This is a genomic window from Methanoculleus sp. 10, from assembly GCF_913757945.1.
Classification (GTDB): domain Archaea; phylum Halobacteriota; class Methanomicrobia; order Methanomicrobiales; family Methanoculleaceae; genus Methanoculleus.
The window spans coordinates 152,742-171,708 of sequence record NZ_CAJYDP010000005.1; the positions used below are offsets into that span (position 1 = coordinate 152,742).

The 18,967-nt window shown below is 64.1% G+C and carries 17 protein-coding genes and 1 pseudogene; 13 read left to right on the forward strand and 5 right to left on the reverse strand.

The window, feature by feature from the left end:
* Positions 1-140 precede the first annotated feature (140 nt).
* From QZ408_RS07525 to QZ408_RS14875, 3 genes and pseudogenes are all read left to right on the forward strand, one after another.
* Positions 141-344, forward strand: coding sequence for a hypothetical protein (locus tag QZ408_RS07525; RefSeq protein WP_292490638.1), 204 nt, complete (start codon positions 141-143; stop codon positions 342-344).
* Positions 345-929: 585 nt separating this feature from the next.
* Positions 930-1,091, forward strand: coding sequence for a hypothetical protein (locus tag QZ408_RS07530; protein ID WP_292490639.1), 162 nt, complete (start codon positions 930-932; stop codon positions 1,089-1,091).
* A 162-nt stretch (positions 1,092-1,253) separates the two neighbouring features.
* Positions 1,254-1,424, forward strand: a pseudogene (locus tag QZ408_RS14875) (type II toxin-antitoxin system HicA family toxin); the annotation flags it as partial.
* A 57-nt stretch (positions 1,425-1,481) separates the two neighbouring features.
* Here the strand turns inward: QZ408_RS14875 and QZ408_RS07535 are convergent.
* Positions 1,482-2,810, reverse strand: coding sequence for an AIR synthase-related protein (locus QZ408_RS07535; protein WP_292490640.1), 1,329 nt, complete (start codon positions 2,808-2,810; stop codon positions 1,482-1,484).
* A gap of 111 nt (positions 2,811-2,921) precedes the next feature.
* Here QZ408_RS07535 and thiD point away from each other — a divergent pair, with 111 nt between their 5' ends.
* The 5 genes from thiD (at position 2,922) to QZ408_RS07560 (ending at position 5,495) form a co-directional block, all read left to right on the forward strand.
* Entirely contained in the window at positions 2,922-3,707 is a 786-nt protein-coding gene (gene thiD, locus QZ408_RS07540) for a bifunctional hydroxymethylpyrimidine kinase/phosphomethylpyrimidine kinase (RefSeq protein WP_292490641.1), read from the forward strand.
* A 199-nt stretch (positions 3,708-3,906) separates the two neighbouring features.
* On the forward strand, positions 3,907-4,338 hold the full coding sequence (locus tag QZ408_RS07545; protein WP_292490642.1) for an Lrp/AsnC family transcriptional regulator: 432 nt from the start codon (positions 3,907-3,909) through the stop codon (positions 4,336-4,338).
* A gap of 11 nt (positions 4,339-4,349) precedes the next feature.
* Positions 4,350-4,628, forward strand: coding sequence for a hypothetical protein (locus QZ408_RS07550; protein ID WP_292490643.1), 279 nt, complete (start codon positions 4,350-4,352; stop codon positions 4,626-4,628).
* Between the two features lies 1 nt (position 4,629).
* Positions 4,630-5,076, forward strand: a complete 447-nt coding sequence (locus QZ408_RS07555) for a hypothetical protein (protein WP_292490644.1) — start codon at positions 4,630-4,632, stop codon at positions 5,074-5,076.
* Between the two features lie 155 nt (positions 5,077-5,231).
* A complete protein-coding gene (locus QZ408_RS07560; RefSeq protein WP_292490727.1) occupies positions 5,232-5,495 on the forward strand; it encodes a zinc ribbon domain-containing protein in 264 nt (87 codons plus the stop codon).
* A gap of 1,358 nt (positions 5,496-6,853) precedes the next feature.
* Here QZ408_RS07560 and QZ408_RS07565 read toward each other — a convergent pair.
* Together QZ408_RS07565 and fdhF are read right to left on the reverse strand one after the other, a co-directional pair.
* On the reverse strand, positions 6,854-8,092 hold the full coding sequence (locus QZ408_RS07565; RefSeq protein ID WP_292490646.1) for a Coenzyme F420 hydrogenase/dehydrogenase, beta subunit C-terminal domain: 1,239 nt from the start codon (positions 8,090-8,092) through the stop codon (positions 6,854-6,856).
* 1 nt (position 8,093) lies between these two features.
* Positions 8,094-10,163 (reverse strand): formate dehydrogenase subunit alpha, encoded by a 2,070-nt coding sequence (gene fdhF / locus QZ408_RS07570; protein WP_292490647.1) that lies wholly within the window; start codon positions 10,161-10,163, stop codon positions 8,094-8,096.
* Positions 10,164-10,483: 320 nt separating this feature from the next.
* On the opposite strand from fdhF, the gene QZ408_RS07575 reads away from it, so the two are divergent.
* From QZ408_RS07575 to QZ408_RS07590, 4 genes are all read left to right on the forward strand, one after another.
* The gene (locus tag QZ408_RS07575) at positions 10,484-11,125 is read left to right on the forward strand and encodes an FmdE family protein (RefSeq protein ID WP_292490648.1); all 642 of its coding nucleotides are present in this window, start codon (positions 10,484-10,486) and stop codon (positions 11,123-11,125) included.
* 66 nt (positions 11,126-11,191) lie between these two features.
* On the forward strand, positions 11,192-12,010 hold the full coding sequence (tsaA, locus tag QZ408_RS07580; RefSeq protein WP_292490649.1) for a tRNA (N6-threonylcarbamoyladenosine(37)-N6)-methyltransferase TrmO: 819 nt from the start codon (positions 11,192-11,194) through the stop codon (positions 12,008-12,010).
* Positions 12,011-12,114: 104 nt separating this feature from the next.
* Complete coding sequence (locus QZ408_RS07585) at positions 12,115-13,962, forward strand: molybdopterin biosynthesis protein (RefSeq protein WP_292490650.1); 1,848 nt, start codon at positions 12,115-12,117, stop codon at positions 13,960-13,962.
* A gap of 263 nt (positions 13,963-14,225) precedes the next feature.
* Complete coding sequence (locus QZ408_RS07590) at positions 14,226-14,654, forward strand: nuclear transport factor 2 family protein (protein WP_292490651.1); 429 nt, start codon at positions 14,226-14,228, stop codon at positions 14,652-14,654.
* 541 nt (positions 14,655-15,195) lie between these two features.
* On the opposite strand, the gene QZ408_RS07595 is transcribed toward QZ408_RS07590, so the two are convergent.
* On the reverse strand, positions 15,196-16,041 hold the full coding sequence (locus tag QZ408_RS07595; protein ID WP_292490728.1) for an META domain-containing protein: 846 nt from the start codon (positions 16,039-16,041) through the stop codon (positions 15,196-15,198).
* A gap of 209 nt (positions 16,042-16,250) precedes the next feature.
* Positions 16,251-17,828 (reverse strand): META domain-containing protein, encoded by a 1,578-nt coding sequence (locus QZ408_RS07600; protein ID WP_292490652.1) that lies wholly within the window; start codon positions 17,826-17,828, stop codon positions 16,251-16,253.
* 254 nt (positions 17,829-18,082) lie between these two features.
* On the opposite strand from QZ408_RS07600, the gene gpmA reads away from it, so the two are divergent.
* Positions 18,083-18,829 carry a 2,3-diphosphoglycerate-dependent phosphoglycerate mutase gene (gene gpmA / locus QZ408_RS07605; protein WP_292490653.1) on the forward strand — a complete coding sequence of 249 codons (747 nt, stop codon included), beginning with the start codon at positions 18,083-18,085 and terminating at the stop codon, positions 18,827-18,829.
* Positions 18,830-18,967 lie beyond the last annotated feature (138 nt).

Below are 18,967 nucleotides of genomic sequence, written 5' to 3' on the forward strand. Positions count from 1 at the left end.
CGCGGCAAACCGGCTCCCGGATTGCTCGATCTCCTATATGACCAGGGCTATCGAGACCGGACTCGCGATGCTCATCCTTCTGCAGAAAGATGACAACCTGACGACAGTCGCGGAGAGCCTCGACGCTTGTGGCGATGGGGATGCCGACGGCGTTTTCCAATGCAGGCCACCCGTTCGTCTTCCTCGTCGTCGAGAAGGATTCGGGCACGGTCCTCTTCATAGGGGGATCGTCAATCCCGAAAGCCCGTGGCGGGTGCGGAGCGGAGGCTGCTCTCTCTTCCCCCGTCGGCAACGGATACCGGGGCAGTCGCCGGTCGCCCGTTTCGTGGGAGGAACAGGATTAGTGCATCGATTCCAGATGAACAGACCCTATCGGGCCTTCGTCCCCTCCCCCACGGAGCGCTCTCCTCCGTCCCCGCTCCGCCCGCGCTCCACCCGGGTGGAATACCCATACGCTTCTCCGGCACCCCCACCCCGCCCGCGCTACGCCTCCTCCCCGCCCCACCGGGGGCGAGGGCAGTCATGGCGATACCCGGGGGAAGGCCGTGCCAGAGGATGGTGCTGGCGGCGGTTTCCCTGAGGGGTCAGATGAGGTTCAGGAGTTAGTCTGAACCCGGTTCTCCCCCGGGTTCTCCCCGTGCACTGGACCGTGGTGGATATCGCCATCGGGGGAGGGGACCGGGGAGGGTACCCGTACGTTCCTCCTCAAAGCCCCCGCCCCCCGGAGGGGGGGCAGTACGTGGGGATACCGGGGAAAAACCGTCTCCCGGGATGCAACCCCCCGGACAGTGTGAAAAAAAGATCATACTCTCCTCTGTTGGGAGTGCCGGTAATTGAGAATCGTTGCATTAGTCTGGATGCTATAACCTGTTACCCTCAAACTTGTCTCTGAAAGACCCAATACCCCAACTACACAGGGGTGTAACGTCATGCTGGTCACATTTGAGGTAATCTATGGTGATGGATGGTGGAGCGCCAGCGCACATGCACCCGGGAATGCCATCTATACCCAGGGTAAAAGCATCGGAGAGCTCATCGATAATATCCTGGAAGCAACGTCGCTCCATTACACGGAAGAACTTGGAGCGTGAGAACAGATCACCATCATAACCAGGTATAAGTCAAAAACCCATGAACAGGAAAGCCAGATTCCATCATATTTTGAGTATAAGGTAGACATCATTGCCGCGACACCCGGTTGTTAGTGCATTTAAGTGACCAAAGTCCTTGAAAAACTCTGATTTTCTTTTCTCCGGCAGACCGGAAGCCATGTCCAGATGCATAAGGTTGTTGAAGGCAAACGACTCCGGGTTACCGTACCCCTTCACGATGAGCTCAGCGTGGCTACCCTGAACACAATCGTCACCGATGTTGCAGATTTTGAGGGTATGACAAAAGAGCAGATTTACGATCTCTTACGATAGCCCCCTTCAAAAGGATAACAGGTAGCTCCCCTCCGATCGAGAGCACACCCGATTTGCTCACGAAGAGCGGAGCCGGGAGAGGATCCGCTCTTTCTTTGCAAGCGCCGCTTCCGCCGCCCGCTCGACCCCGATCTTCATCTCCTCGAAATCTCTTTTATCCCCGTCCACGACCTTCTTCACCGGGGTGTAGGCCGACTCCCTGAATCGGGGCGAGAAGTCCCGGATCTCGCCGCCGACCTTGAGGACTGATTCTGGTTTTCCTTCCTCAACATAGCCGATCTCTTTCATCGCGACGCCTGCCGACCCGACGACCCGCCGGACCTCAGGTGCAACCTCAGGCGGCGCGACGACCAGGAGGGCGTCGAGGGAGACGCCGAGGTAGTCGATCTCGAGGGCATCGAGCATCTTGAGGACCTTCGGCTGCACGAGCGTGCGGAGTTCGTCCTCCTCGACGACGATCCGGCAGCCGGCGGTCTCCGCCATCTCGTAGGCGTCGCCCCGGAGGCCGCCGTTCGTGACGTCGGTCATGGCGTGGATCCCGGAGAGAACACTGCTCGCAAGGAGCGCTTCGCAGGCTTTCAGGAAATGGAGGTTGATCGTCTCATCGACGACCTCCGGGAACCCCGAGTAGATCGCAGCGGTGGCGATCGTCCCGCCGCCGGCCCCCTCGGTCATGAGGAGGACGTCGCCGGGGGCGATCTGTTTTCTGGCCGTGAGGTGCCGGGCGACCCCGACGGCGCCGACACAGCCGGTCATCCGGGTCCCGAGCACCATGTCCCCGCCGATCCGGAGGGTGGAGCCGGTCACGAGGGGGACACCCATCGCCTCGCCGACGGCGGAGACACCCGCCGTGTAGTCAAAGATCTTCGCGACGTCGCCGTCGTCGGCGACGTGGATATCGGAGAGGAGCGCGACGGGTTTTGCCCCCATCACGTAGACATCCCGGAGCGTCGCCCGGGTGACGTGGAACCCGGCGAGGAAGGGGAAGTCGGAGAGGCGGGAGTGCATCCCGTCGACGGTGGTGATGATATATTCCCCGGCGGCACGCACAGCACCGGCGTCGTCCATCTCGTCGACGCCGACCGCGGCCGTAGTCCGGCCGATGATCCGGGCGAGCTGCCGGTGGGCGAAGAAGTCCCCGGACCCCCTCGACCCGACACCGAACTCACCCATCGTCGAGCCGGAGGGCTCGAAGGTGAAGAGGTCGCCGGACAGGTCGGTTGAGTTCTTCGCCTCGGCAAGGACCGCCCTGGCGAATTCTTCGGCATAAGCGGGGCTGATGCGGTTGCGCTTGATCGTGAGGATATCCCGGGAAAGAAGGCGCACGATATCGTCGTCAGGGGTGCCGGCAGCAAGGTGCCGGCGGCTGATCTCTTCTACATCCATTGTAAGAGTGGTCGGTGCCCGAAGAGATAAAAGGAGTGGCGGCGGAGTTCTCCTCACGGGCAAAGATTCAAGCGGATCCGCCCCGAATACTGATGGATGACGGGTGCGCAGATGATTTCCGCATGCTCCATCGCCGGTTCCGATTCCGGGGGAGGGGCGGGCATCCAGGCGGACTTGAAGACGTTCACGGCGCTCGAGGTCTTCGGGCTGACGGTCGTAACGGCGGTGACGGCCCAGAACACCCGTGAGGTCAGGGGAACGTGGATGCTTCCTCCCGAGGCTGTGCGGGCTCAAGTAGACGCGGTTGCCGACGATTTCTCCATCGGAGCGTGGAAGACCGGGATGCTCGGCAATGCCCGGAACATCCGGGCCGTCGCGGGGGCCCTGCCGGACGGCGCCGTGCTCGTGATCGACCCGGTGATGGTCTCGACGTCGGGCTACCGGCTGCTCGATGAGGATGCCGTCACGGATCTCATCGAGCTGCTCATCCCCCGGGCAGCCGTCGTCACCCCGAACCTCCCTGAAGCGGAGGTGCTTGCGGGTATGCGGGTTGCAACCCTGGACGATATGGCCGAGGCCGGCCGGCGGATCCTCGACCTCGGCGCCGGGGCCGTGGTGGTGAAGGGGGGGCACCTTGCCGGCGATACGGCAATCGACATCCTCGTCGACCGGGATGGAGTGGCGGAGGCCTCCGGGCGCCGCTACCCCTACTCGGTGCACGGGTCTGGATGCTGCTTCTCTGCGGCGCTCGCCGCATACCTTGCCCGGGGAATGGCTGCGCGCCCCGCGTTCGCCGCGGCCCGGGAGTTCATCGACACGGCCATCGGAAGAGCGGTCGGAGGCCCGGGGCCGCTCCGGATCGTCAACCCCGGTGGAACGATCCTTCGCCGGCACTGAAATAATAGTTCCCTTACGCGGCAAATTTTCGACGAATATTTCCATTTTTTGCTGAAGAATTCTAATATTCTCACAAGGCGGAAGCATGGTAAAATCCCCGTATAACGGACATTATCCTGTAGAAATGAGAAATACTCTATTGAGAGTTCAAAAACAAATGCGGAATTTTAATAACTACAAACTGGTAAGTATTGTAAGAATGGATGAGATCGATGATGCGATTCTTCGGGAACTGCAGAGAGACGGGCGGATGTCTATGGCAGAGCTCGGTTCGATGCTGGGTATCGCACCGTCGACGGTCTTCAAACGGATCGAGAAGCTGAAGAACGCCGGTATCCTCGAACGGTTCACGATCGTCATCAACCAGAAGTGTTTTGAGCATACCCTGATTGCTTTTCTGAACGTCAGGGTCCACCCGGACGGAAAGCAGGAGGTCGAGGCGTTTACGCGAGACCACCCGGGCATCCTTGAGGTCTACGAGGTGCTCGAACCCGGGGACTTCTTCGTCAAGGTCCGGGTGCAGAACATATCCGAGCTGAAGCGGAGCGTGCTCATCCCTCTCTCCGGCCTTCCGGGGGTGAAAGAGATCCAGACGATCATCTCCGTACGGAAGATCAAGGAACAGCGATAGGGTGGAACTGAATGCAGATTGAGATTATGCAGCAGATGCTTGCGATCGTGACGCTCGCCCTCGGAGCGCTCCTGATCACGGTCATCTTCAACGCCTACCGGATTGTCAGGCAACCGACCCTGCTTTACTTCATCTACGGGCTTTTCACGCTGATCGTGGGGATCACGTTCGCGGACCTCGTGAGCGTCTTCACGCCGGACGCCTTCACCGCCCTCTGGTCGGCGGTCTTCTCCCGTATCGTGGTGATCCTGGGGCTCTGCGTGATGGCCTACGGCATCCTGAGAGGATGAGATGCGCACCGGTACCTCGTTTGCCCGGGACTGGCAGCTGCTCAAGATAGCCCGGTCCCTGCGGCGGCACGATGTCGCCGGGCCGCTGGTGCGGATTCTCCTTGCGGACGCCTCCGGGGACCTCGTGGACCGGGTCGCCGCCATCGCCGGGAAACTTGGTGAAGAGGACGGGACGGCGCTTATCGCCCGTAACGAGGAGCGGTTCGATCCACCCACCCTGATGGAGGGGCTCCTCCTGATGTGGGGGATCCCCTGCGACTCCCGGGAAGCCGCCGACGGGAGCATGGTCATCACCATCGGCGGCGACGGCACAGCGCTCCAGGAGACCTTCGCGGACGTTCGGGTGGCCGCGCCCTACCTTGCCGGCTACGCCCGTGCACTCCAGCCGGACGCGGCCCTCACGGGCGACGCCGGCAGGATGACGCTCAGGTTCCCGCCCCGCGGGTAGGGCGGTTCCCTTCGAGCTTAAGTGGTCACAGCGGCGTTGCTGCCCCGGGAGCAGGACCGCCCGGGCCCCGTGCGGCCGTATCTCCTCCCGGGTCATCTACGAAGGTTCATCTCCGGTGCGTCCGTCGATCCCTTGAGGAGATCGTATGGAGGGAGATCGCGGTCTGCGGGAGTTGCGGGATGCCACTTGCCCGGGATGAGGGCGCCGGGACGGAGGCTGACGGGATACGGAGCGTGAACTGCTGCGCCTACTGCTACCGGAACGGCGCTTACACCGAACCGGATCTTACGCGGGAGCAGGCGGCCGAGCGGTATGCGCCGATGATGGCCTCAAACCCCGGGATGCCCGTCGAGAGAGCAAAAGAGATGGTGCAGCAGTATCTCTTGATGCTCCTGCGGTGGCGAAGGCAGGAGCAGTGACGAACCCTGCGCCCACCGGTGAGCGCGGGAACATCCTGCTCCCGCTCCGGTCCGGGCGGACCACCGCAGCCCGAAGCATGCGGATCGCTTGCGCTTCGCGTGAGACGGTTCTGTCGAACCCCTGCCTGTTCGTTCCGGAAGATCGCATCCCGTACATCGATTCTCAATTACCGGCACTCTCAACGGAGAATATCGTCGGTCGTGCTTCGCACGGCCCGGGAGTTTGCATCCCCGGGCACGGATTTTCCCGGGTATCCCTACGTACTGCCCCCTCCGGAGGGCGGGGGCTTTGAGGAGGAACGTACGGATCACCGCAGGAGGCTGGAGAGAACTTGGGGTACCTGCCTGTGGGGAGGGGGAATGCCTCGGCCCCGATGGCGATATCCCCACGGTCCACTGCACGGGATCCCGGCGAGAAACCAGTTCCGGGCGGTTCTCCCCGTCTATCTTTCGGAAACCGGCGTCGATACCGCTTCCTGGCACGGCTTTCCACCGGGTATCGCCACGACATCGCCTCGGAGGGCGGGGAGAGGATACGCAGGCGGTGGAGACGGAGAAGCGTAGGGCATTCCACTGGGTGAAGCGCGGTGGAGGGGAAGAGGCGCTCTGTGAGGAGGGGACGAAGGCCCGATATGGTCTGTTCATCTGGAATCGATGCGCTAGCGGTACCCGGACACTGGACTCCGCGAACTTCCGCGGCAATGCGAGAGGCGCCTGATGCGGATAGCGATCGAGCCTCTCGCGTTGAGCGCGATGCCGCGAAGCGCGATAATCCGAAGGGCCGGAGTTCGAGCACCGAAAGGTTGCGAAGGAGGTCGACGGTTTGACCTTTGGGGAAGAGCCGCCCGGGTGGGATGGGGGACGAGGTATGCCTTGTTGCGAAGAGGGCTCGCCCCGGGGAAAATTCAGATCGAGGGACGGGGACGAACACCCGGGCCGGCACAGGGGTTCCCCGGGCAGCCGCCGTGCCCCCTCACCGGGATATGCAGCACGGGTTCTGGCACCCCCTCCTTCTGCCGTCCGGCAGGGTCTCGCCGGGCCAGAACAGGAAAAAGCAGTCTCCTGACCGGATCCTGACAAACACGCGGCAGGCCGTTCTGGACTGCCAGAAAATAGGCCGGGGTTCGCGGGAAAACATTTCCGAGGTTTTATCCCGCGGACTCCGGCTTCCCTTGCGCCCCGGCACGAGCGCATCGAGGTCTTTCTGGGAACTCAAGATGGTTGTTCGACGGTCGTCCACACGCCCGCCGGACAGGCCGGGCGCAAACACGTGCTCTGCTGTCGACGCACCCGGGGCGGTAATGATGGGCTGTTTTGCCCGTCATCACCACCGCAGGTCCCCTTCCAGGGAGAGAGTCTTACTTGAACACGTTGAAGATCTGGTCGCTGCCGGTCGCGAAGAGCCGCTCCCGCTCGGCCTGCTCCTCAACGAGCGCAAGCACCGGGAGATCCATGTCCACACCCGGGGTGTGGCCGAACATCCTCTCCATGTCCGTCTGCAGGGCGTGCATGTAGAGCGAGTTCGCGATCTCCATCGGGCAGTTCTCCTCGCACTGGCCGCAGTTGACACAGGAGTCCGCCACGTGGGCGTAGCGGATCAGGTGGAACATGAACGGCACAGGGAGCACGCCCGGCGGCACCAGGTAGGGTTTCTTCGTGCTGCACTCGACGCAGTAGCAGATCGGGCAGTTGTCGATGCAGGCGTAGCACTTGGTGCACCGGGACGAGTCCTCCATGATCTTCTGGAGGCGTTCCTTCCCCTCACCGAGCCCCTCGAAGTAGCGTGCCCGCCACTTGTCGCCGAGCTTCAGCATGGCGTTCTCGACCTTGCCGCGGATCTCGATTCCCTTCGGGTTCGCGGGCTCGGTGGCGACCGCCCCGGCCTTCACGGCCCTGCTCAGGAGATCCGCTCCCTTCCCGGAGCAGACCTCGACGAACGTGGCCTTCCCGGCCTTATCACCGATGACACCCCAGTTCCCGCAGGCGAGGTCGGCCTGGCGCGGGACCTTCATCTTGCACCGGCGGCAGTTCGCCCGGCGGCCGAAACCCGCTTCCTCGAGTTCGTCCATCGAGATGCCCTTGTGCTGGCCGTCCTTGGTGACGATGATGAACTGACCCTTGTCGATCTCCTCCTTGACGACATCGTTCGGGTCGACCCCGAACTTCTCGCGGATCATCTTCCGGGCGGCCACGGGGCTGACCGAACCGCCGCAGTTGACGCCGATCAGGAGGAGGTTGTCCAGGTTGACCTGGTTGCGCTTCGCAAGCTCGTAGATGCCCATCGCGTCGCAGCCCTTCACCGTCACGGCAAGGCGCATATCCTCGGCGCCCCCGAGGTACTTCTTGATCAGCTTCGCAAGCAGGAGCGTCCCGCAGTGGAGTGAGCCTGCCGTCTGCGCGATCTCGGCCGGATCGGTGATCAGCGTCGGCACCGCGTCGTAGAGGTCGACGCCCTTCTTCACCGCCAGCACGCCGTCGACGATGTCGTTTTCCAGGGCAAACTTGAGGAGCCCGGTCACCGCGCCGCCGCATTCCGCGACCTTCGCGATATCGGGGCTCGTCGTCCAGGCGTATACCATATCTCCCTTTGCTACCATCTCACTGCACCCCCGTGATCTTCTCGACGGCAACCGCACTGTGCTTCAACTCCGGCATCTTGGAGAGCGGGTCGAGAGCGGTGTTCGTCAGCTGGTTCACAGATCCCTTCCCGCCGAAGTGCATCGTCATCATCAGCACACCGGGCGCGACCTCATCGGTCACCCTGGCAAGGGCCTCTGCCTGTCCGCGCCTGCCCCGGAGCCGGATCTTCTCTCCGTTCTGGATCTTCAGCCGCGCGGCATCCTCGTTGTTGATCTGCACGTAGGCTTCGGGCACCTCGTGGTGGAGGATCTTCGCCCGTCCGGTCTGGGTCCGGGTGTGGTAGTGGAAGATCAGACGTCCGGTCATCAGGGTGAACGGATACTCGGCGTCGGCGACCTCCGCAGGCGGCCGGTGCTCGAGCCCGAAGAAATGCCCGAGGCCGTCGGCCGACGAGAACTTCTCGCGGTGCAGGATCGGGGTTCCCGGGTGCTCCAGGGTTGGGCAGGGCCAGTGGACTGCTTCGGGCTTCTCTAACCTATCGTAGGAGATGCCGGCCATCGACGGGGTGACCCGCCGCATGTCGTCCCAGATATCCTCCGGCGAGTTGAAGTCGAATCCCGCAAGGCCGAGCTTGTGGGCGAGGTCGACGAAGATCTGCCAGTCCTCCTTCGAATCGCCGGGGGTCTGCACGGCCTTCCTGATACGGTTGACCCGCCGCTCGCCGCTCGTGAACGTCCCGTCCTTCTCGGCGAAGGAGGCGCCGGGGAGGATCACGTCGGCGTACTGCGCCGTCTCGGTCATGAAGAGGTCCTGCACGACGAGGAAGTCCAGTTTCTCAAGCGACCGCATGACGTGGTTCGAGTCGGGATAGGAGACGACCGGGTTTAACGCGAAGATGTACATCGCCTTGATCGGGTCGCCGCACTGGGTGATCTGCTCCGTCAGGGTCACGCCGTACTCGCTTGCAAGCCCGGTGACGCCCCAGAGTTCCTCCATCCGCTTGCGGGCGGCATCGTCCTCGCACTTCTGGTAGCCGGAGAAGACGTTCGGGTAGGCCCCCATATCGCAGGCGCCCTGGACGTTGTTCTGGCCACGGAGCGGGTTGACGCCGACTCCAGGTCTCCCGACGTTGCCGGTGAGCATCGCGAGGTTCCCAAGCGACCTGACGTTGTCCGTCCCGGTCGTGAGCTCCGTGATGCCGAGGCAGTAGATGATCACCGCATTCTTGGCGCTGGCATATATCCGCGCGATCTCCTTGACCCGCTCGGTGGGAACGCCGGTGATCGACTCGACCTCCGCGTACTTCTCGACGGTCTTCATCAGGTCGTCAAAGCCCGTGGTCCGCTTCGCGATGAACTCCTTGTCGTGGAGATTCTGCTGGATAATCCAGTACATGATCGAGTTGATCAGGGCGATGTTCGTCGAGGGGTTGTAGCGGACGTAGTGGTCGGCCAGGCGCGCCGTGGGCGTGTAGCGCGGGTCGCAGACGATGACGGTCTTGCCCGCCTTCTTCGCCTGGAGAACCCGGCGGCCCGCGAGCGGGTGCGCCTCGACACTGTTCGCGCCGATCATGAAGACGACGTCTGCGTTCAGGACATCCTCGAAGGGATTCGTCGCGGCACCGGAGCCGAACGAGAGCGAGAGCCCCGCGACGGACGGTCCGTGGCAGATACGCGCGCAGTTGTCGATGTTGTTGGTCTTGAAGGCCACCCGCGCGAGTTTCTGCATGATGTAACACTCTTCGTTCGGCGTCCGGCACGAGACCTGGAACCCGAGCGCCTTCGGCCCGTACTTGTCGCTGATCTCCTTGAACTTCGAGGCGACGAGACTGAGCGCCTCATCCCAGGACGCTTCTTCGAACTTGCCATTCCTCTTGATGAGGGGCTTTGTCAGCCGGTCGGGGCTCTGGACGAATTCCCAGCAGGTTGCTCCCTTGGGGCAGAGTTTTCCCTCGTTGATCGGGCTCCTCTTGTAGGGTTCTACCCCTACGAGTTTGCCGTCGTTCACCACAAGGTTAAGGCCGCACCCTACACCGCAGTAGGGGCAGGTCGTGGGAACGTACCGTAACTTTCCGTTGGTTTCTGTCATTCACATTCTCCCGATTGTTGAGTTCAACGTCGGTTGCCAGGCATGTCAGGAAAGGCGGACATGCACACAAAGTTGTTTTACTCTAATAAGTAGTATATAAATTTAAACTTACCCTTTTAACATTCACCGGGATGCCACCAAGTATAGTTGATCTTGATGCGTCACCAGACCGGTCATTCGAGATATATCGCCTCATATTGCTTATATTCCGATTAAACATGATTTATTCTGTTATATCCTGAATATACTATTCGGATGTAAATTAAATTTAATTTAACGATCCAAAATGTTTACAACTAACCTTGACCCAATATTCTTCCGTGCAACCGAGATTGAATCATACATGGGACGACATCGAGGCCAGGCTCAGGTCTAAAGGCTCCTCCCCGGAGATGATCGAGCACTTCCGGCGATGCATCGATTTTCACACGTTCGCAGCCCCCGGGCTCCTGGTGGGGGTCTTCATGGTGGATTACGCCCTGGAACTTCTCAACCCTCCCCGGGACGAGAAGATCTACGCCGTATGCGAGACCACGAAGTGCCTGCCCGACCCCCTCCAGATGATCGCCCACTGCACGACCGGTAACCACCGCCTCAGGGTGCTCCCGATCGGGAAGTTCGCCATCACCATGAACAGGCCGGCCGAGACCCCGCTGGTGGACGGGATCCGGGTCTTCGTCGACGGCGACAAGATCGTGCGGTATCCGACGTTTGCCCTGTGGTACACCAAAGACCCGTGCTTCGACCCGCGAGCCCGGGGCTCTGCGCTGGTCGACGAGATCATCGATGCCGGGCGCGGTCTTCTCTCGCATGAACGCGTGCGGGTGAAAGTACCCCAGAAATGGCCCTGGAGATCGGCCATCTGCTCCATCTGCGGCGAGATGGTCCCTGACAACCTGCTTGTCAGCGGTGCCTGTGCCGACTGCCGGTCCCAGTCCTACTACGAGAAGACGGCCTACTGAAGGGAGAAGATCCCCCCCTTTTCCCCCACGGAAAGGATCTATAGGGACATGGGTCCATTGTCACAGATGCACCGCATGGAAATCTTCCCCATCGGGATCGTGCACTCCGGCGTCCGCTCCCGGAGCGGTATGCCGGTCCAGGGCGTCGACGCCGAGATCGAGGTCTTCCCCGACTACGTAGCAGCGCTCTCCGGCATCGGGGAGAGTTCGCACCTGATCCTGATCTGCTGGCTCCACGAGGCGGACAGGAGCGTCTTGAAGGCCGTGGCCCGGAAGGTTTCAAGCGACCTCCCGGAGAAGGGCGTCTTCTCCCTCCGGTCTCCGGTACGGCCGAACCCTCTCTCGGTATCGGTGGTGCGGTTGCGCGATCTCCGGGAAGGGCGAATCCTTGAGCTCGCGAACGTCGACCTGATCGATGGGACGCCGGTGATCGACATCAAGCCTTACCAGAGGGGATGGGATTGCGTCTTCTCTGCGACCAGCCACGACCGGACTGAGAAGATCCAGAAGATGGGGCCCGGAGAGTACCGGGAGAGCCTCATCCGCGAGGCGGTGAACTACCACGGGGAACTCTGCCCGGGCGTGGCGGTCGCGGTGCGGATCGCGGAGGCGGCGACGCGCATCCTCGGGTGCGACCTCGCGGTGCCGCAGGTCTCGATCGCGCCCGGCGCCGATCCCTGTATCGCCGACGCCCTCATCGGGATCACCGGGGTTCGCCCGGGAAACCGCCGGCTGAGGCACCCGGGCGGGGAATGCTGCGCCTTTGCCGGGCCCGGGGTGGAGGTGATCTTCCGCCTCCGGGATGCTCCTGGGAGCGTCGAAGCTGTCCTTGCGGCGCGCGAGGCATCGCTCTTCGACTGTGAGGTCAGCTCCCGGTGCGACTGATGGTTAAATGGTTAATTTTTAACCAGGAGTAATGGATAGTTGTATACGTCGCGGGCGGGGGGGCGCAAACCCTCCGCCCGGCACGCTATAAGGGAGTCATGAGTATGCCACGCCGGTACCTGAATCTTACCCCGCTTCCTGAAGCGCTCGCGGCGATGCGGCGGGCGTTTCCCCCGTCGGACCATGCCGAGACCGTGCCGTTGCGCCTTGCTGTCGGCAGGGTGACGGCCGAACCCCTGTATGCAGAGTATTCCGTTCCCGAGGTCGACATCGCGAAGTTCGACGGCTACGCGGTGAAGAGCAGGGATACCCCGGGGGCGCAGGACCAGCGGCCGCTGCCCCTTCTTGAGTATGCCCGCATCAACACCGGTGAGATGCTCCCCCCTGCGTTTGACGCCGTCGTCATGGTCGAGGATACCTGGGACGACGGCGGCACGCCCTGGATCAGGAAGTCCGCCGCGCCCTGGCAGAACGTCCGGCACGCTGGCGAGGATATCCGTGCCGGCGAACTCGTCCTCCCGAAAGGCCACCGGATCCGGCCGTTCGATCTTGGCGCGCTCGCGACCTACGGCATAACCCGGATCGCCGTCCGGTCGGTCCGGGTCGGCATCATCCCGACGGGGAGCGACCTCGTCCCGCTCGGCGTGGCGCCCGCCCCCGGCCAGACGATCGAGACGAACACCCTCATGGCGGAGGCTTACCTCACCCGGATGGGAGCGACCTGCCATCGTTACGGGATCGTTCCCGACGATCCGGACCTGATCCGGAGCGTGCTCGAGGCGGCGGTCGCCGAGAACGATCTCGTCATCCTTTCGGCGGGTTCGTCGGCCGGTTCTCGGGACTTCTCTCGCGATGTCGTCGGCGCGCTCGGGGAGATCATCTTCCACGGCATCGCGGTCCGGCCGGGAAAACCGGTGCTGCTCGCGAGCGTCGACAGCAAACCGGTCCTCGGGATGCCGGGCTACCCGGTCGCCGCGCAGACCGTCCTCCGGGAGGTTGCCGGGAACCTGCTCGCGTGGTGGGGGCTCCCGGCGCTCCCGGGGGAGGAGCTGGACGTCCGGTTGTCGCGGAGGCTGGCGTCCGACCTCGGGTTTGACGAGTTCGTCCCGGTCTCGGTCGGGCGGGTGGACGGCACCTGCTTTGCGACCCCCCATCCCCGGGGGGGCGGCATCCAGATGGCGGTGGTCCGGGCGAACGGCTACATCCACATACCCGCCGAGCGCGAGGGGATCGAGGCGGGCGAGGAGGTGCGGGTCCGGCTCACCGTCCCCTCGGCCTCTATCGCCCGCACGCTCATCTGTGTCGGCGTGCGCGACCCCACCATCGCTGAACTCGGCAACTGCCTCGCGGATGCCGGCTACCTGCTCCACTGCTGTAAAGCCTCGACGATGGGGGCGGTGCTCGCTCTACGGGCGAAGACCTGCCACGCTGCGTCGGTCTCTCTCGCGGAGACGGAAGCGGCCTGGAACGACCGGGTGCTCCGGTACCTGCCGGGGGTCGATCTCCTGCGGGTGCAGGTGGCCCGGACGGAACTTGGGCTTGTGTCGGCCGGCGACCTCGATACCGACACCCTCGCGTCGCTCAGGTTCGTCAACCACCCAAAAGGCACGGCGGCGCGGGCCCTTCTCGACGCATGGCTGGACAGGGAGGGTATCGATGCCGGCAGCATCGCCGGGTACGGGCACGAGGTGAAGACGCCCGCGGCCGTCGCCGCGGCCGTCGGCAACGGGTTTGCCGACGCGGGCGTCTGCCCGGCCGCCACGGCGCGGGAGGCGGGACTCCGGTTCATCCCGCTCGGCTACGAGACGCGCGACCTCCTGGTCCGGGAGGAGCTTGCCGCGGACGAAGGCGTCGCATGCCTCATCCGTTCTGCCCGGTCGCCGGAGTTCGGGGAGCGCCTCCGGTCGCTGGCGAGGTGCCACGCCGACCGGCAGGCCGCACGTGCCGGATAATGGATCACGGCGTCTGGGAACTCTATACATCCCGTCCCGCTCCTTCCCGGTCTTCGCGTCAACGCGCGAGGCTCTATCAGTATGGAGTCCGGGACCGGGTTTCACGCGGAAGTTCACGGGGCGTTGAGGGGCCCCCTCATGCGCCCCAGAATATGGTCAGCCCACTCGCTCTGCCCAGCGGGCGAACTCCTCCGCCCTGCATTCCCACCCTGAAGCGGCGCCGGTTCGAAAAGAACATCCCGGATCCGGTACGACCACTCTTCATGCCAGTCAGCGAACAGACGCAGAACCAGATCATGGCAGTGCTCCGGCGGATGGCGGAGGCGACCGCGAAGAAGGATATCGACGGCGTGGTGGCGCTTGCCGACCCCGGTTTTCGAGCGTTCGGGACCGGTCCCGACGAGAAGGTGATCGGAAGGGAGGCCTACCGCCGGCACCTTGAACGCGACTTTTCGCAGGCGGAGACGATCACACTTGAGTTATCCGACGTTCATATCGGCGCCGAAGGGACGGTTGCGTGGGTCATGGCCGATATGGCGTACCATATCGTCGTCGGTGGTGTCCCGCAGACCCTGAACGGGCGGCTGACGGCGGTGCTCCGGGGGACGGGCCATGCGTGGGTCTTTGTCCAGATGCACTACTCTCTCCCGGCGGCGGACCAGGAGGCCGGGCGGTCGTACCCGGCGGTATGACTTCTTTTTCAGTCCTCTGAAACCCCTGTCCCGTTCCCGGCGCCCATCCCCCCCTCTCTGTAGGGGGCATATCTCTCCGGCATCCCCCACCCCGCCCGCGCTGCGCGCTCCTCCCCGCCCCCGCCCGCAGGAAGGGGCAGTGCTCGCGATAGCCGGTGGGAAGCCGTGCCCGGGAGCGGCGCTGATGGCGGTTTCCCGGAGGAGGTAGGGGAGAGCAAGCCTGGACTCTGCTCTTCTCCGGGCTCTCCCCATGGAGTGGACCGTGGTGGATATCGCAACTCGGGGGAGGGGGAGAATCTCCCTCCCCGCAGGGGCTACCCGTACGCCGCTCTCCGTCTCCCCGCAGGTGGGCTACTCATACATTCTTCTTCGGCCCCCGCCCCGCCCCCACCCGGGGACGATGCCCGGGAGTGCCCCGGGATGTGATGCGTGCTTCGCGAGAGGTACCGGTGTGGAGGTGGTGGCGGTCCCTCCCGTTGCCGCGAAACGCCCGGGGCCGGGAGACATGCCCTGCAAAAAAAGTATTCCGGCGGTCCCCTGCTCACGGCTCCGCCGTAAAGAAGAGGACCACCCTGCCGTCGCCGTCGATGACCGCGAGCGTCCCGCCGACGATCCGGTAGCCCGCCGCAGACCGGAGCAGGTCCAGGTAGGCGTTCTCCTGCTCCATGACCCCTGTGGGCCCGGCGGGCGGGGCTTTCGTCGCGATGACCCGCTCCACGGCAAGCCCCGTCTCGTTGAGGCGGTATGGGGCCGAGTACGCATTGCACCCGGCGGACCCCGAGAGCGTGCCGTCACGGTCAAAGACCAGGGTGATGGCGGTCCCCGGGAGCGGCGAGGCGACGGTGCTGCCGCCGGTGCTGTAGTGGGTCAGCCGCCATCTCGTCGCGAGCAGCGGCACGTGGAGAGGCTCCCCGGCCCGCACAAAGACGAGCAGGTCCTGACCCGACGGGCCGGAGATAGTGAGCCTGTCGCCCTCAACCCGGTAAGAGGCGGCCGCAACGAGGAGTTCCCGGTACCGGCTCTCCTGCTGTGCAAGGTCCTGCTCCGCCGCAGGGTGTGCGCCCGTGGCGGTGAGCGGCTCAACTGCGATCGTGGAGCCGTTGATCCGGTAGGAGGCGGAGTAGAGGTTGCACCCGGCAGACCCCGAGAGCGTGCCGCCGTCGCCGAAGATGATGAACGGTTCCGCCCCGGGCAGGGGCGCGATGACGGAGCCGTTATCGGCACAATACCCGACCAGGCCCCACGCCGTCCCTGCAAGCGGTTCGGTGACCCGGCCGGCGTCGCCGGGGGGCGCATCCGTCTTGCCGGAGTAACCGACCGAGATGAGGCATGCCGTGACGATGATCAGGAATGCGACCTTCGCGAGTGTGTGGTTTCCGTCCCTCATCTCTACCACGGGTAGGGGTAAGGGCCGGGAGAAGAAAAAATAACCGATTTCTGTTGAGATTATCTCAATCCCCCTCTTCTCCGGCGGAGGGCAGAAGAAGCAGCGTTCGGCGGCCGTCACCCGGAGCCGGTCCCGGCGGGCGGGAAAGCCGTCCTCGAACGGTATACCAGGAAAAGGAGGGCAAAGGCCGCCCGGCCCCTGCCGCCGGGTCAGGGTCGGCCCGTGTTCTCCGCCCGGTAGGAGAGGAGGGTCTTCCCGGCCTCATCGAGGAGGTCGAGCCGGTTCCCGTCGATGCGGTAGCCTGCCACAGACTCAAGGAGGGTGAGATACCTGTTCTCCTGCTCCATGATCCCCTCCGGCTCGCCGCAGTACATCCTCGTGCTGACCGGCGGCGAGACCGAGAGGCTCGTGCCGTCGAGCCGGTAGGCTGCCCGGTAACTGTTGCATCCGGCGTTCCCGGTGACGTTGCCGTCCGGTGAGAACGTTGCCGTGACCGTCGTGCCGGCGATCACCGAGGAGACCGCATCTTTTCCGGCGCTGTAGCCGTCGAGCACCCAGTTCGTCCCGGTGAGCGGCGCCGGCGGCACCTCCTCTGCCTGCACAAAGAAGAGCAGGCCGACACCCGACCCGTCGAGAAGGGTCAGCCGGTCGCCCTCCACCCGGTAGGAGGAGACGTTTGCAAGGAGGCCGAGATACCTCCCCTCCTGCTCCATGACGCCGGGCTCGCCGCAGTACATCAGGGTGCTGTAGAGCGAGGAGACCGAGAGGTTCGCGCCGTCAAGGCGGTATGAGCCGCCGTAGTGGTTGCACCCGGCGTTCCCGGTGACGTTGCCGTCGGGCGCGAACTTCGCGGTGATCGTCGTGCCGTTGACGAGCGAGGAGACCGCATCTCCCCCGGTGCTATAGCCGTCGAGCACCCAGTCCGTCCCGGTGAGCGGGAGATCGGGCTTCTGGGCGGCCCGCTCGAAGGCCAGCAGGTCGGTTCCCTCCCGTCCCGCGAGGACCAGCAGGCCGCCTTCCACCCGGTAGGAGGTGACGTTCGCGAGGAGCGCGAGGTAGCGGTCCTCCTGCTCCATGATGCCGGGCGGGTTCGTGCAGTACATCTCGGTCCTTACGGCGGGCCCGATGGTGAGGTTTGCGCCGCTTCGGGTGTAGTCCGCGCCGTAGTGGTTGCACCCGGCCGACCCGCCAAGCCTGCCGTCCGTGCCGAAGGCCGCCGTGACCGTCGTGCCGGTGAGGACCGGGGCCATGGCGCCGTCTTCACCGGCGAGGCTTGCAAGCGTCCAGGACGTCCCGGCAAGGGTTCTCGGCGCTTCCTTCACGAACGCGAGCACTGCAGCGCCGGCAGCGTCGGTGAGGAGGAGCCGGCCGTTCTCGATCCGCCAACCCGCTGCCGAGCCGAGGATCTCCATGAACCGTGCTTCCTGCTCCATAATGCCTTTGGGTTCTTCGCAGAACTTCAGGGTCTGGGCGAGCGAGGAGACCGAGAGAGCCGTGCCGTTCTGGCGGTAGTCGCCGCCGTACTGGTTGCACCCGGCGGAGCCCGTGACCCTGCTATCATCGCCGAACCGGGCGGATACCTCCGTTCCCGGCAGGACCGGGACGAGCGTGCCGTTCCCGTCAAGGTAGGATTCGAGCGACCAGGAGACCCCGGTGAGCCCGGCAGCTGCGCCGGGGGTCGACGTGCCCGCCGTGCATCCCGCGGTGACGATTGCCGCCACAACAATGACAAGCAGCGACGCCGTCACGAGGATGTAACTTCTGTTCCTTCTTCTATTCGGTGCCATACACTACCATATGGGCGGGATCGAGAGATAAATGAATGGTAGATTACGAAAAAAATCGAACCTATACGTGTCAGATTCCGCAAACAGATGATTTAAATGGGTTATCCTGGCTCCCCCCTCCCTGTTTGCCGGTGCTGACCGGGGATGCACGGGTGGCTGCATGCACGGCATTTATCCGGGATGAAAGGCTACCCGGGGTTAGGGGCTCCGACCGCGGACCTGGTGGATGCCCTCCCCGGCACGGGAGAGATGAGATGACTGAATTGATCCTGCTGCGGCACGGCGAGAGCCTCTGGAACAGGGAGAACCGGTTCACGGGCTGGACTGACGTGGACCTCTCGCCCCACGGCATAGAAGAGGCCCACCGGGCGGCGGCGCTCCTCGACAGCGGCGGGTATACGTTCCGCGTCGCCTACACCTCGGTCCTGAAGCGGGCCATCCGGACGCTCTGGATCGTCATGGACGACCTCGACCTCATGTACGTCCCGGTGCACCGGTCGTGGCGGTTGAACGAGAAGAGTTACGGCGCCCTGCAGGGCCTGGATAAGCAGGAGACCGCCGGGAGGTACGGCACGGAGCAGGTTCACCTCTGGCGCAGGGCATACGACGTCCGGCCGCCGCCGCTCTCGTGGGACGACCCCCGGCACCCGCGGTTCGATCCCCGCTACGCCGACCTGGACCCGGAGAGCCTCCCTGCAACCGAGTCCCTGCACGACACGCTCAAGCGCGTGCTCCCCTGCTGGGAGAGCCGTATCGCGGCGGACCTCCGGAGGGGCAAACCCGTCCTCATCGCCGCCCACGGGAACAGCCTCCGCGCCCTGGTCAAACATCTGGATGGGATTCCGGACGACGAGATCGCGGGCCTCAACATCCCCACCGGCTACCCCCTTGTCTACGAGCTGGATGATGACCTGGAGGCCGTCAGCCACCACTACCTGGGCGACCCGGAGGAGGTTGCGGCGGCCACCCGGGGCGTGGCCCGGCAGGCCGGGTCGGGGTAGGTGAGGGGTTCTGGTTCTTACGGCGCGCGTATACGCATACCCGCAATAGAGGAGAGGGTTTCCCCTCCCAGCAGGGAGATACTTGTACCCCGTAGGTGGGTACGCCCGTAAGTCCCTCCCTGAACCCCCACCCCGCCC

Bases quoted from the DNA above. Each gene is read 5' to 3' on its own strand.
- QZ408_RS07525 (WP_292490638.1), top strand. From the start codon at position 141: ATGCCGACGGCGTTTTCCAATGCAGGCCACCCGTTCGTCTTCCTCGTC.
- QZ408_RS07530 (WP_292490639.1), top strand. From the start codon at position 930: ATGCTGGTCACATTTGAGGTAATCTATGGTGATGGATGGTGGAGCGCC.
- QZ408_RS07535 (WP_292490640.1), bottom strand. From the start codon at position 2,810: ATGGATGTAGAAGAGATCAGCCGCCGGCACCTTGCTGCCGGCACCCCT.
- thiD (WP_292490641.1), top strand. From the start codon at position 2,922: ATGATTTCCGCATGCTCCATCGCCGGTTCCGATTCCGGGGGAGGGGCG.
- QZ408_RS07545 (WP_292490642.1), top strand. From the start codon at position 3,907: ATGGATGAGATCGATGATGCGATTCTTCGGGAACTGCAGAGAGACGGG.
- QZ408_RS07550 (WP_292490643.1), top strand. From the start codon at position 4,350: ATGCAGATTGAGATTATGCAGCAGATGCTTGCGATCGTGACGCTCGCC.
- QZ408_RS07555 (WP_292490644.1), top strand. From the start codon at position 4,630: ATGCGCACCGGTACCTCGTTTGCCCGGGACTGGCAGCTGCTCAAGATA.
- QZ408_RS07565 (WP_292490646.1), bottom strand. From the start codon at position 8,092: ATGGTAGCAAAGGGAGATATGGTATACGCCTGGACGACGAGCCCCGAT.
- fdhF (WP_292490647.1), bottom strand. From the start codon at position 10,163: ATGACAGAAACCAACGGAAAGTTACGGTACGTTCCCACGACCTGCCCC.
- tsaA (WP_292490649.1), top strand. From the start codon at position 11,192: ATGCACCGCATGGAAATCTTCCCCATCGGGATCGTGCACTCCGGCGTC.
- QZ408_RS07585 (WP_292490650.1), top strand. From the start codon at position 12,115: ATGCCACGCCGGTACCTGAATCTTACCCCGCTTCCTGAAGCGCTCGCG.
- QZ408_RS07590 (WP_292490651.1), top strand. From the start codon at position 14,226: ATGCCAGTCAGCGAACAGACGCAGAACCAGATCATGGCAGTGCTCCGG.
- QZ408_RS07595 (WP_292490728.1), bottom strand. From the start codon at position 16,041: ATGAGGGACGGAAACCACACACTCGCGAAGGTCGCATTCCTGATCATC.
- QZ408_RS07600 (WP_292490652.1), bottom strand. From the start codon at position 17,828: ATGGCACCGAATAGAAGAAGGAACAGAAGTTACATCCTCGTGACGGCG.
- gpmA (WP_292490653.1), top strand. From the start codon at position 18,083: ATGACTGAATTGATCCTGCTGCGGCACGGCGAGAGCCTCTGGAACAGG.